This is a genomic window from Pseudomonas sp. ME-P-057, assembly GCF_030208975.1.
GTDB classification, from domain to species: Bacteria; Pseudomonadota; Gammaproteobacteria; order Pseudomonadales; family Pseudomonadaceae; genus Aquipseudomonas; species Aquipseudomonas lutea.
In genome coordinates this window covers 111,804-125,424 of record NZ_JARVSX010000042.1, presented here as the reverse complement: position 1 = coordinate 125,424, position 13,621 = coordinate 111,804, and the positions used below count along the sequence as shown (strand labels likewise).

Annotated in this window: 7 protein-coding genes; 5 read left to right on the top strand and 2 right to left on the bottom strand. The window is 60.5% G+C overall.

All coding sequences use genetic code 11. The features are described from left to right. Positions 1-92 precede the first annotated feature (92 nt). Positions 93-1,544: a lipopolysaccharide kinase InaA family protein gene (locus tag QRN48_RS22860; protein WP_191942700.1), complete on the top strand. Its 1,452-nt coding sequence runs from the start codon at positions 93-95 to the stop codon at positions 1,542-1,544. A gap of 4 nt (positions 1,545-1,548) precedes the next feature. Here the strand turns inward: QRN48_RS22860 and QRN48_RS22855 are convergent, their stop codons facing one another. Further along, entirely contained in the window at positions 1,549-7,596 is a 6,048-nt protein-coding gene (locus tag QRN48_RS22855) for a dermonecrotic toxin domain-containing protein (RefSeq protein WP_285353465.1), read from the bottom strand. Between the two features lie 306 nt (positions 7,597-7,902). Here QRN48_RS22855 and QRN48_RS22850 point away from each other — a divergent pair, with 306 nt between their 5' ends. From QRN48_RS22850 to QRN48_RS22835, 4 genes are all read left to right on the top strand, one after another. Then, positions 7,903-9,660 (top strand): carbamoyltransferase family protein, encoded by a 1,758-nt coding sequence (locus QRN48_RS22850; RefSeq protein WP_037015883.1) that lies wholly within the window; start codon positions 7,903-7,905, stop codon positions 9,658-9,660. Next, the gene (locus QRN48_RS22845) at positions 9,644-10,774 is read left to right on the top strand and encodes a glycosyltransferase (RefSeq protein ID WP_037015879.1); all 1,131 of its coding nucleotides are present in this window, start codon (positions 9,644-9,646) and stop codon (positions 10,772-10,774) included. Before QRN48_RS22850 ends, QRN48_RS22845 begins: the two co-directional genes overlap by 17 nt. A gap of 123 nt (positions 10,775-10,897) precedes the next feature. Further along, positions 10,898-12,061, top strand: a complete 1,164-nt coding sequence (locus QRN48_RS22840; RefSeq protein WP_285353461.1) for an O-antigen ligase family protein — start codon at positions 10,898-10,900, stop codon at positions 12,059-12,061. After that, complete coding sequence (locus QRN48_RS22835; protein WP_191942703.1) at positions 12,048-12,941, top strand: WaaZ-like lipopolysaccharide core biosynthesis protein; 894 nt, start codon at positions 12,048-12,050, stop codon at positions 12,939-12,941. The genes QRN48_RS22840 and QRN48_RS22835 overlap by 14 nt, the downstream gene beginning before the upstream one ends. Here the strand turns inward: QRN48_RS22835 and QRN48_RS22830 are convergent. Further along, a complete protein-coding gene (locus tag QRN48_RS22830) occupies positions 12,922-13,563 on the bottom strand; it encodes a lipopolysaccharide kinase InaA family protein (RefSeq protein ID WP_191942704.1) in 642 nt (213 codons plus the stop codon). The two genes, QRN48_RS22835 and QRN48_RS22830, sit on opposite strands and share 20 nt — an antisense overlap. Between the last annotated feature and the right edge of the window lie 58 nt (positions 13,564-13,621).

The following is a 13,621-nucleotide window of genomic DNA, read 5'->3' as shown; positions in this document are numbered from 1 at the left end:
GAGTGGCGATCGCCAGCCCGCTGACTCCTGCAGCACACTAATTGCCTGTCAGATCTGCGGTCTGGATCCGGGCTTGATAAAAGAGGGCGCCGATGCGTTTGTCTGAACTGAAAAACGCCGGCCGCACTCCGGCGCTGCCAATGAGCATTGCCCTGGAGGATGCGGCGGGTCCTGCCGAGCTTCAGTTGCTCAGCCTGCTGCGCGTGCTGCCGGGTCAGCGTTATGTCGGTGCCGGCATCTGGCGCGGGCGCACGGTGTTGGCCAAGTTGCTGGTTGGGTCGAAAGCCCCTCGACACTTTCAGCGTGAACGCGACGGCGTGCAGGCATTGGCGAAACAGGGTTTGCCAACCCCATTGCTGCTGGCTGACGGTCTGCAGGAAGGTGAGGGCGGCTGGTTGCTGTTCGAATTTCTGGATCAAGCCCAGAGCCTGGGCGATGCCTGGAAATCTGTAGAGAACCTGCCCCCACTTGCCGATGAACAGCAGTCGGTGCTCGGCGATGCCTTGTCCGCCGTGGGCCAGATGCACGCCAAAGGCCTTTGGCAGGAGGACCTGCATCTGGACAACCTGCTGCGTCAGGGCTCGACGTTGTATTTGATCGACGGCGCGGGCATTCGCGTCGAGGAAGCGGGCAAGCCGTTGTCCCGGCAAAAGGTGCTGGAGAACCTTGGCGTCTTCTTTGCCCAGTTGCCGAAGTCGCTGGAGCCTTTCACCGAGGAATTATTGGTCTATTACCTGCTGAGCAACGGCGAGCACGGCTTGCCGGTCGAGGCGCTGCAAAAGCAGATCGACAAGGTGCGCAGTTGGCGGTTGCGCGATTACCTCATCAAGATCGGCCGTGAATGCAGCCTGTTCAGTGTCGAAGACGGGCCGTTCGCCTTGCGCGCCATTCGCCGTGAGGAGGTGGCCACGATGCTCCCGATTCTGGAGCGGGCGGACGGGCTGGTCGATGGCGGTCATCTGTACAAAACAGGTGGTGCGGCCAGCGTCGCCAAGGTAGACGTCGCCGGCCGCGAGTTGGTGATCAAGCGTTATAACATCAAGAACCTTGCGCACTGGCTCAAGCGCTTCTGGCGGCCGTCCCGTGCGTGGCATTCATGGCGAGAAGGCAATCGGCTGGAGTTTCTCGGCATTGCCACACCCAAGCCTCTGGCGCTCCTTGAGAAACGTTTCCTGTGGCTGCGTCGCGAGGCGTACCTGGTGACCGAGTATTTGCCCGGGCCTGACATCATCGAACGCTTTGCGCCTTTTGTTGCGTCAGGCGATGCGCCCGAAGCCGAGCTGCAGGCGCTGGATGTGCTATTTGCACAGTTGATTCGCGAACGCATCAGCCACGGCGATCTGAAAGGGCATAACGTGTTCTGGCACAAGGATCGCTGGTCGCTCATCGATCTGGATGCGATGTGTCAGCACAGCTCCCACGCCTCGTTCGTCGGCGCGTTTGCCAAGGACCGCGCGCGCTTCATGCGCAACTGGCCGGCCGACAGCGCGCTGCACCAGGTGCTGGAGCAGCGCATTCCAACGCTTTCGAAAACCCAGGGCTGATCCCTCAGCCCACGTGCTTGAGGTTCATCTCTCCCAGCGCTTCGATCAAGGCCTCAAGGCCGTTGAACCGTTGGCGATGAACCTGCGGCCAGCCTTCGCGCTCCACATAAACCTTGCCCGCAGGGTCATATCGCACGGGTGTTTCCTTGAGCGTCAGATCCCTTGCCCGGTGAATAACGGTCGGCTGTAACGCATTGGACGTATCGACCAGGAACATGCCCGGGTTGTGCAGCCTGGCCGCCACCGGAATCGCCAGCTGGGGCCGCGCAGGCAATTCGATCTGGATGCGGAAATCATTCTTCACCGCTACCCGCTCCTGTCCTATGCCGCCAAGCACCAGGTCGCCCGGATCGATCGTGATGCCTTGGCCCTGGCCCGGGGCCACATCCACTACCCGCACGCCAATGCCCTGTTCCAGTTCGGCAATACCGGGCACGCTGTTTTTGAACGTGTTGGCATGGGATTCACCCACCAGCGCAATCCATTTGTGTGAACCCATGACCTGTTGATGCCTGCGCATCGTGCGTGAGGCAAAGTAGCTCAGCACTTGCTGGCGGGTGGTGTCGGAATTGGTCGGCACGTGGCGAATGTAATAACTGGCGGCGCAATCCACGGCGCGGATCTCAATGCCATGCCGCCTGGCCTGAACCACCAGGTTCTCAAATGAATAGACGCCCGAGGGATCAGTGCCGAAGCCTTTGTCCAGGTGCTTGAGGTCGTGCAGCAGGCGCTTGCTCATCGCTCCGGTGTCGGCGAAGCGGTCAAGGTCGGTCTGGTGGATGTCGGTCAGTAAGTGCTCCATGTACAGCGTCTTCACGTCCTGCCGGGCCAGATGTTCCATGTGATCGAGGATGAAGCGCTTGCTGGCTATCGCCGAATGCGTTTCACCGACCACCAGCCCCGAGGTGTTTTCGTACAGCTCTTCGATCACCATGCTCAGTGGCGTCTCGGCTTTGACCTGAGGAAGGATCACCCGCTCCGGCAGCGCCGTCGTGAGTACAGAGCGGGCGTCTATCTGCAGCTCTTTGGCGATTGTGAAGAACGCGTCCCGGACCTCCAGCAGATGGCTTTCGACAAAAAAGTAATCCGGGTTCAGGCCACGATGGCGGAAATGGGCCAAGTCATGAAAGACCGTCCTCATGTGCAACGGCAGCTGATAGTGGCTGTCGATCAATGATTGCTGGATCGCACCCAGCGGGTATTCATCGACCCAGGACGCCGCATCGGCACGGGTCCAGTGCCCGCCCGGGTTCAGTTCGAAACCGTGATCACCGACATAGGGGTTTGTGTCGTTGCGGGAAGGGGAAACGAACGCGCGGCGTTGGGGGTCGATCCCCCACTGCGAGTTTGGACGCCCTTCAAGTAAGCGCTGCAGCGCTCCGTCCAGTGTGGTGTTTGACGGGCTGACCTGCGCAGCGGCACCGGCGGTTTCGCTGAGGGTCGGGTTGCCGACCTGAGCGATGAAGTCGGCTCGGGATGCGGCACGGTTAACGGTATCGGTGTCGGCAGCAATTCGGATGGGTCCACCCCGTGCGCCGTCTTCAACGCGCAGGCTCAATACGCCTTGCAACTCACTGATCCCGGGCTGCCGATGCCAGGTATTGGCGAGCCGGTGGTCAAGCAGCGCAATCCAGCGTCTGGAGGGATGCGCCTGGACGTCCTGGCTGATGATCTTGTTGCCGAAAAACACGGCCATCTTTTGCGTCGCCAGCGAGTCGTTCAGCGCCGAGGCCACTTCGTTGTCGGCATAGTCATAACTGACGGATGAGCTGAAGGGCCGCACTTCGATGCCATGGCGGTGAGCGGTTTTGATCAAGTGGTAATAGTCATGTTTGTCGCTGCCGTTTTTCAGCGCGCCGTCGTTCACTGTGTCGAGGTGATGTTTGATCATGTGCGAGCCGCTGCGTGTCCGGTTACCCAACGCCCTGTACTTCTGCAGTTTGTGAAGGTGTTGGTCGGTCTCCAGGTGCTCGATGTACAACACCTCAACCTTCTGCTCGGCCAGCGAAGACATGTTGTCGATCAGCATCTGTTTGCTGGCGACAGAGGTAGGGGCCTCGCCAATCACCAGCCCGTTGGATGTTTCCAGAGCGACCTTGAAGAAGTCCGGCACCGTGATGCCTTCTTCCAGCACGGGCAACGCAGGCTTGCCGGGGAGCCACGGTTGCTCGAAAAACATCCTGGCATCGCGATACAGATTTTCGCGCAACGCCTTATAGGTCGAGCGACCCGTCTTGAACACCGCGTCGAAAAACTCCCGAAGCCCAAACGGTCCCTCCTCGAAGCGCTCAGCCTGGCGGGGGCTGACGATGCCAAAGATATAACGCTGCAGCGATTCCGGCATCTCGTAATCGCTAATGTCACCCACTGCGGTTGTGGGGCCCGCGGGCGTCTCGCCCAAGCGGTGAAATGCAGGCAGGACGCCGCCTTTTAGCCGGGCAGGCTCAAGCAGTTGCCATTGCCCCTGGCTATCAAGCCGAATCGACTGCCTGCCGAAAAAAGCGAACGGGTTGCGCGGGTCGATGATCTGCCAAGTGCTCAGCCCTGGGTCGTACTGCACCTGGAATATCTGGCCGTGCAAAGAGATGTAGCAGTTTCCACGCAGGACCTTGACCCCACGACCGTGTTCGCTGTCGAGGGCCACGGCCTCGTTCAGCGAAACATTGACTGCGTAACCACTGTGCAGGTGAGCGACGTCGTTGCCTGGAACCGGCGGGGTGTCTTGCTGCAACGCGTGCCATATGCCGCTCGCATCCGTGCGCGCGTAGTGGCCGGTAGGCTGAAGCGTCTCCGGGAGCAGCGCCTGAGTTCGGTAAAGCGGCACGTGGCGGTTGCCCGAGGGTTGCCCCGCCCAGAACAAGGTGTTCTCCACCACGACGGGCCGCAGCGTTTCATCGGTGGGCTGGGGAATGGAACGCACGCGCCGACCCGCTTTTCCCGGCCCGGCCAGTTCTTTCAGCACGCCGCCGAGCCCTTTGATCCCGCTGTGAAGATCGCCCGCCGCGCCCGCCGCATTGAGCCAGACGCTGAGCACATGAACGCTGGCGGCAGTGTGATCCCGCTCGCTCAGCGCGCTCAAGGCCCGATAGCCGTCAACGCCGGCAATGAGCATGCCGACTGCGAAACTGGCCGGCGGGAAGGGCAGGGTCACGGCAGTGGCGATGAGCTCGAAGCCGCCCCACAATTGCCGCGCGAGCATGTCGGCGCGACCCTTTTCGGTGTCCTGAACATCCCGAATTCTGCGCTCGATCACTTGGTTGAAGCACACGTCGTACAGATCACGAAACGGCTCCCTTGGCAGTGAGGGCTTGCGGCCCTTGCCGTGTTTCAAATCAGCGAACGCGAACGCCAGCGGCATGCCGGCTTTTAGTCGCGCCCGGCTCAGGTAGTAGTCGCCCATGCCCTCGCTCAGCAACGTGTTGGAGAACGCCGTTAGAGGGAGAAACGCGCGACCGTCCGGGGCCTGCGGTGTATACAGCAACACCTGATCCAGGGTTTTTGCTTCGGGCGGCCGCAGCAGAAAGCAGCCGTGGATGATTTCTGCGGGAACGCCGGAGATTCCCGCCTGCACATTCACGCGTAGCGGATAAACCGGGTAGCGCAGCCGCTCCGCCGGGCTGTTGTGATGCATATTGAGGACAGAGCCGGTCAGCCAATGCAGCTGCGATGCGTCAATGTGCCCTTCGAGAAAACTGCGCAGCGCATCCGCGCGCATTTGCAGTTGAGTCAACAGCAGGCTGTGCCGGCGGCGCCAGGCGTAGCTTTCGCTGGTGGGGTCCAGGAGTTGCCCTCGAATCATCGCGATGTACTGATCGGCCACCCACTGACCGCGAACCGAGGCGGCGACGTTCTCCGGGGTCAGCGGCGAGAGGTCCACCCCTTCCGGGCCGTAAAAGCTGGCCGTCGTATCGGCAGACGCGTTGAGAAGGCCAATCGAATCGTCGTAACCGTCGCGCAGCAGCTGTGTGTACGACAGGGTTTCCCGCGGCGTGCGAACAATGATTCGGTCGGGGTCGACGGTTCCGGGATCCACCCCCAGCAGTCGACTGAGCTGTTGGCGAGCGGTCTGGTGCACATACGTATTGAAGTCGATCGCCTGGGTGCGCGCGGCGGATGTGTAAAGGTCTGCGGCGCCGACAAGCGCGTCCTCCACCGCCACCATTTGCTGGCGCTGTTCGGGACTGGCACGCAGAAACCAGTGCGGCGTGTGTTGCTGTTGCTCTGAAAGCGTCACCTTGACCCGCGCAGACACCAGCGCACGCACACCGGTGCTGTAATCCGCAAGGGTGCTGAAGCTGAGCCAGTCCGGGATCGGTGCCGGCTTTTCGCTCAGGTTTTGCAGCTGATGTTTCAACGTGTCTCTTCTTTCGGCGCTTATCTGGTTCAACAAGAAACTGGTCAGTTCAGCCGAGGCGCTCCAGCTCACCAGTTCGACCAGCAACTGACGGTCATTCTCGAATCGCTGAAAATGCCGGGCGCGGGGGCTGTCCGGCGTAAACATCAGCAACCCGTCCGGCTGCCCCGCTGCATCAAGTTTGCGCAACACCAATACGCTGCCGAGGGTGTCACGCCCATTGAGTTTGATGTGCTGAACGGCAACGTGGGGAGAGGCGGGTGCGGTGGTGTGCGGGTCAAGCGATTCAATCATCAGCAGATCGGCGGGCTGAATGTGCCCTTGTAGCTCTGCGCCGCGGGCTTGCGCCACCAACTGGAGATGCATTGCTTCGCACATCATGCGCTGGGTGACCGGCGAGCCGAGCGCCTCACGTTGCGCAGGGCCGAAGCGGGCGCGCAGGTCCTGCTCACTAATGACGTCGGCCAGATAGGAGGGTGTCAGGCCGGCAAGCTCCGGCTCCAGCGGCTCGCCGCCGTACGTGATCCGGGTGCGCGCCTGAAAGGCAGAGTCCTGCCCGGTGTCGCCGGGGTGCAGTCCGTACAGCGCCAGCTGCGTCAGCGAACGGCTGACCTTATAGGGTTGTTCTGTAAGTGGCAGCGCGCGTTCGGTGGTTATCAGCACATCATCGGGGTCAATGTCCTGGCCCAGATCGTTGGCCAATCGCGCGCGCAAATGGCTCCGTGCGAATTGTTCAGCGCAGGCCGCGCTGCCCATGACACTCGTCAGCGCACTGCGCGCCTGTTCGTAGGCCATCAGACCGGCAACGTAGCGCTCGCGCTGTTCTTCACTGGCCATTTCCAGCCAGGCGGGCTGGGCACGGCGCCGCTCTCGCAGAAACCGGCGATCTTGCGCAGCGGCGACGACAGCTTCCGGCCCCCAGGACTTGGGCTGACGGAGGCGGTCTTCAAGGCGTGCCGCGAGGACTTCAGGCGAGAGATTATCGCCAGTCTCAAGCAGCTCATCGATGTCAACGCGTTGCTTCGCCAGCAACTGATCCAGAGCGTGCTCATAGGGTGAGCCCTTGACGGGCTTCAATTGAAAATCAGCGGGGCTGATGGGCTCCGGGAATATGTCGCCGCCTGCGCCGATTTCAAGCCAGGCCTGACGCGTGCTTTCGTGCATCAAGCGCAAAAGAGGAAGGCGTAATACGGGATGGTTGATGCGCCGCGCGAGTGCTTGCGACAGCGCCTCGTGGGAGACGAAGCCTTCAACCGACTGGCCAGGCAGGCAGAGCAACGTCTGCCCCGCCTGAGCAGTCGAAATAATGGCACCCGCGAGTTCAATGCAGGTTTGTGGATCAACCTGCAATTCAAGCGCGCTGAACACCACGTGCTCTTGTGCGTCCATGCCAGGCAGGCACCTTGAGTACTCGCGGTGCAACTCGCCCTCTTCGATGTTGAGCAATACGTCATCGCGCAGGGTGAGCTCCAGGCCGGTCACGAATAGCTCGCGTCGCGAAATATCGCGCGCGCTTGCCGCTTCCCAGAACCCCGCGTTGGCCAGGTGCAGCGGCGCGGACCGCGTGATGCCCTGAGTGTCGGCGGTGGCCTCAAGCGAGGTGGCTGCGTCAGGGAGGTGCAGGCATTCGGCGTTGAGTACCGCTGCCAGCGTGGTCAGCCGGTCAAGTGCCGGTGAGTGGGTTGAAAGTGTTTCCATGTTGTACCGCATCCTGAATGATCGATGCGCGCAGGGCGCGCAAGGGCCGGGCGATGAGCCCGATGGTTCGTCGAGCCACAAATCAATCAGAAGGCTGAAACGTGTGGTGCTACATAGTTAACGCACAAGGCGAGGATCAAACGTGTAGGCGCGGCCAATGGCTGTGACGGACTTCATTCCCTGCGACCCATTCCAAAGCCATTACGCTATAATCCCGCCCTTTAGCTGTCTGCCGCCGTTGCGCCAGACACACCTTATTTGTCAGGCGCGTGATGCCTGCATGCAGACTTAAGAGGCTAGACCCCTGTGGCATTGACGATCCTTGGCCTGTCCGGCGCCCTTAGCCATGATCCTTCCGCAGCTTTGTACATCGACGGCAAGCTGGTCGCTGCGGCCGAAGAAGAGCGTTTCGTACGCGACAAGCATGCCAAGAACCGCATGCCCTACGAATCAGCGAAATTCTGCCTGGAGCAGGCGGGCATCAAGCCTTCCGACGTTGATGTCGTGGCCATTCCCTTCGCGCCCATCAGCCTGTTCGGCGAAGCGCGCTGGCATTACGCCAAGCGTTACTGGTATGCACCGGATCGCGCGCTTGACGCGATCTTGATGGGCAACCGCCGCTACAAGCGCTATCGCAACAAGATCGTCTGGTGTCTCGAACAGCTGGGCTTCGATCCTAAAAAGATCAAGATCGAGCCCGTCGAGCACCACTTGGCCCACGCCTCCAGCGCCTACCACTGCTCCGGTTTCAAAGAAAAAACCGCGATTCTCGGTATCGATGGCAAGGGTGAATACGCCACCACCTTTTTCGGCTACGGCGAAAACGGCAAGATCCACAAGATCAAGGAATTCTTCGATCCGGATTCTCTCGGTGGCCTGTACGGTGCAATCACCGAGTTCCTCGGCTTCGAGATGCTCGACGGCGAGTTCAAGGTCATGGGCATGGCGCCTTATGGCGACGCCACAAAATACGACTTCTCGCGTCTGGCCAGCTTTGAAAATGGCGAGCTGGTGATCAACACCGAATACGCCAACGTCATCGGGCTGCGCCGTTATAAAGAGAAGGGCAAAGGTTTTTACTTCTCGCCCAAATTGATTGAATGGCTCGGCCCCAAGCGCGAAGGCGACATTGCCGACGAGCCGTACATTCACTACGCCGCCAGCATGCAGGCGCTGTTTGAAAAGCTTTCGCTGCAGATGATCGACCACTACCTGGGCGACATCCTCAAGGAAACCGGCAAGCTGGCCTTTGCCGGCGGCTGCGCATTGAACGTAAAGCTAAACCAGAAAATCATTGCCCGCCCTGATGTCAAAGAGCTGTTTGTCCAGCCGGCTTCCGGTGACGCGGGGACTGCGGTGGGCGCAGCTGCTTACGTTTCTCACGCGCGGGGCGTACCGGTCGAGAAGATGGAACACGTCTACCTCGGCCCGTCCTACAGCAACGAAGACGTTATCGCCGCCTGCGCCCGCCATCCGAGCAAACCGAAGTGGCGCAAGATCGACAACACCCCCGAGCACATCGCCAAAATCATGGTCGAGGGCAATCCCGTGGCCTGGTTCCAGGGCCGCATGGAGTTTGGTCCACGCGCCCTCGGCGGTCGCTCGATCATCGGTTGCCCGAGCATCCCCGGCGTGGCTGATCGCATCAACCATCAGATCAAGTTCCGCGAGCGCTGGAGGCCTTTCTGCCCATCGATGCTCGACACCGTCGCCCCTCAGATGATCAAGATCGATCACCCGGCGCCGTTCATGACCTTCACGTTCGAAGTGGCGGAAGAATGGAAAACCCGCGTGCCTGAAGTCGTGCATGAAGACGGCACATCCCGCGCCCAGGTGCTCAAGCGCGAGTACAACCCGCGCTATTACGACATGATGAAGGCGCTGGAAGACCTCACCGGCAATGGCGTCTCGCTCAACACGTCGCTCAACCGTCGTGGCGAACCGATGATTTGTTCGCCTACCGATGCGTTGAACATGTTCTTTGGCTCCGATCTGGAGTACCTGATCATGGAAGACATTCTGGTGGTCAAAGACGGTGTGGACAGTCATGACACGCTCAGCTGAGCGGCATGTCCTCCAGTTTTGCCACGGCTACGACGGGCCGTTTCTTGACTGTGCCCGTCAATACGCAAGCTTGTTTGCAGGCCGGGGCTATCGCGTCACCACGGTCTTTCTGACCGGGGCTGCCGACGCCGAAGTCGCAGCCAGTTGCGCGTCGGACGAAGTACTGTTCATGGAGTACAGCTCCAAGGCAATCGGCGGCATGAAGCTGGCAGCGATCCGCGATCTGCGCAAGATCGCGGCCTCGCGCAGCTTCCACTTTTGCATTACCCACCGTTTCAAACCCACCTACATTGCCCTGCTTGCGACCAAGCTGCCGGTGATCGGTGTTCATCATGCGTTTGGTGATTACCGCCGTCGCAGTCGCAAAGTCATGGCCAACATGTTCCGCGCCCGCCTGAGCCTGTTGGGGGTTTCGGACGCGGTGCGCGATGACATCCGTAAATGCCTGCCGAAGTGGCCGGCCGACCGGATTCAAACCCTCTATAACCGCATCCACGTCGATCAACTGACCGCCACATTGCTGTCCCGCGAGCAGGCACGCGAAGCGTTGGGGCTGGCCCAGGATGCATGGGTGGTAGGTAATGTCGGACGGCTGCACCCCGACAAGGACCAATCGACGCTGCTCAAGGGATTCGCGCAGGCTTTGCCTGATCTTCCTGCCGGCAGCCAACTGGTGATTCTCGGTCAGGGTCGACTGGAACAAGACTTGAAACATCTGGCCGGCGAGCTGGGCATTGGCAATCACGTCCTGTTGACGGGACAGGTGCTTCAGGCCAGCCGCTACTTTAGGGCGTTCGACGTGTTCGCGTTGAGCTCCGACCATGAGCCCTTTGGCATGGTTTTGCTGGAGGCCATGGTTGCAGGCGTGCCGTTGCTGGCGACAGCCTGTGGCGGCGCCAGAGAGGTCGTCGAGGGCGTGGGCATTCTGTTTCCTCTCGGCGGTGTCGATGGCTTGGCTCAAGGGCTGGTACATCTTTCGCGTATGGACGCCGAGTTGCGGCAGTCCTGCGCCGAGGCCATGTTGCAGCGGCTGAACGATCGCTTTAGCGATGAGGCGGTGAAAGCTGTGTTCTGGCAATTGCCGCAGGTTGTAGCGCTTACTTCTGAAACCTGAAGTCATTACTGCAGTCAGTGATCATTAGCGTCCGATCACACTGAAAACGCCGCTACATAGCAAAGGATATGGATGGGAATGGTGGTAAAAAAATTGCCGGCGCGTGCGGGCTACGTAGCGGCTTTGCTGCTTGCAGTGGTGATGCTTATCCTGTTCCTGGGGCCATTCTGGTGGCCCGGTGAGTCAAGTTCCTGGGCCGCTTTCATCCGTGCGGCGCTCGTCATAGCACTCCTCTGTGCAGCTCCGGCAATGAGCCGGCGATCTTTTGCCATTAGCCCGCTGGTCTGCACCGTATTGCTGCTGTTTGCCTACTTGTTCATCAACAGCGTGATGGCGGACGACGACTTGAAGTCAATGCGACGGATTCTGCTCATCCTCGTGTTCTTCGTCGGCGTGGGGCTGGTGCGGCCGATCGGCAACTTTGACTGGGAAAAAATCCTCAAACTGTCGGTGGTGGTGGTCGCGCTCTTTGCAGCGTTTTCGATGATCAACCTCGCCGCCCATGGCGCCTTTGTCCTCGGCTATCGCCAGATGTCGCTGGCGAGCTCGGGCGTTCCGGATGTCGCTGACTTTGGTAACACCATCGTGGCTGGCATGAACTACGGCTTGTTTCTCTTGGCCGGAGTCTGGCTGACATTGCGGTCGCGGCGCCGCACAGAGATCGCGCTCTGGCTGGTATGTTGTGCTGTTATCGCTATTTATATCTATTTCACTTTCGCGCGCAGCGCCTGGCTGGCCTCGTCGGTGGGCGGGCTGGTCTTGCTGAGCACGATGACCAGCGGAAAGCTGCGCCGCAATATCCTTATACCTGCCGCCGTGATCGTGGCGCTGGTGGTCGTATTCGGGTTCAGCGAGCTGGCCTACGAGGTCCAGACCCGCGGTGTAACAGGCCGCAACGAGGTCTGGGCCGCGGTGTTCGAGCGCCTGTCAGGCCATTGGTGGTTTGGCGTTGGCGCGGGCACGCCATTGGGGGATGTACGCCTCTCGACCGGGCAAGTCGTGCGCAATACACACGGCCTGTATTTTGAAGTTCTGTACCAGTTCGGTGTTGTCGGTCTGGCATTGCTGCTGACAACCATGCTGCACGCCGGCGCCTGCCTGCTGCGCGCTCGACAGACCTCTGAGCTCGCACGGCTTTGGCTGGCGATCCTCTGTTCAGCAGGCGTCGTCATGACCGTTGAGCTGCACACCTTCGTCGGCTCGCCCAATGTGGTGTGGGAATGGTTGTGGCTGCCCCTGGCCGGTGCGGTGGCAATCTCCAGGGAGGCGCGACGTGCTGAGGGTTGAAACCCGAGGCGACCGGCGCTGGTTGCTCGGCAGGGATCTAGAAGTGTGTCTGCAGGATTTTGGCCACTCACGTCACTCCGCCACCGGGCCGGTGTTTTTGTTGGCATCCGGGCCTTCAGCCAGCGAGTTCCCGCTGCAGCGCTACCGAAGCCTGCCCGTCGTCGCCATGAACGGCTCGATCGTGCGTTGCGTCGACGAGGGCATAAAGCCTTTCTATTACCTGTGTGACGACCCGAACTTCGTCATCGGTCGGCCTGAGCTGGCGCTGCTGGGTGTTGCCCACGGCGAGCACCTGGCGATGAGTCTGGATGTGCTTCAGGCGATCCATGCCGCTGACGCCACCGCGTTGAATGGCAAAAAGATTTATCTGCTGGAGCGGGTCAACCGCCAAGATGGCAAGGCCGTGTTGTCAGACCGCGCCTACGCATGGTCAATCCGTCATGACGAGGAGCTCATATCAGACTTCTCGCTGCTGCGTCGCAAGCCGAATCGCATCGGCTTCAGCCTGAACCTGAAGCGAGGCTATTTTGGCAGCCGCACGATCCCCTTCGGTGCGCTGCAGCTGGCCTGTCATTTGGGGTTTCGCCAGGTCTTCGTCGTCGGAATGGACCTGCGCCAGAGCGGGGGGCGGTTTTATGAAAAGGGCGCGGCGGCTTTGCCCAGCAGCCTGGATGAAGATTTCGAACAGTACATCCTGCCCAGCTTCACCCTGATGGCCCGCAGGATTCTGCCCAGAACCGGCATGCAAGTGTTCAACCTGTCCGCCGTAAGCCGAATGCCGGAGCGTGTCATCCCCAAAATCACGCTGCAGCGCCTCGACGAATTACTGGGCGCCGAGCTTGCCGGCCTTAGTGCCGCCTCTAGTCAAGCAACGCGTTGAGACGCGTCGTAAAGTGCGGGCTTCGGCCGCGGGTGTAAGCAGAGACAAAAGCTGCTCCCGCATCGCTGTCGACCAGCCACGCGCGGTCTTCCTTATAGCGGAGCAGGTGCTGGAAATTACGCAGCCGCTTGGATTCGCTCAGCGCCCGTCGCTGGCACTTCATGTCAGAGATGTCGATCAGGCCCAGCTTTGACTCAGGAGTAAGGATCACGTTGCCCAAGTGCAGCGAGCGGAAATAGACACCGCGGTCGTGCAAGTTGGCAATGAACGTTCCCAGCTCGGCCCGTAATGGCGCGTTTTCACCGCTTTGCTTGAGTACTTGCCGGATGGTCAGCCCAGGCAGCGGTGTGTAACGCACCGCATCGCGGCTGATGCTGGAAATCCGGTAAGTAGCGATGACGTCCGGGCAGGGAACACCGCGCTTTTTCAGCGCGTCGATATTGTCAGCGAAGCGTTGCGCGTAAGGAAACAACAAGGCCGAACTGAGCAGGCGCTTGCGGCGGAACAGCTTGAGAATAGTGCCGTCCTCAAGCAACAGAACCTTGTCCCCGGATCCGTCCGCTTCGAGCACGGTGGCGTTTTCTCGCAAAGCCAGATAGGCGCTGTGTTCCAATGGGTGCATCGGCATACTTACCTGAACAAATGCGGCATGTTACCCGAGTCGGCCCCGCTTGGGTCGC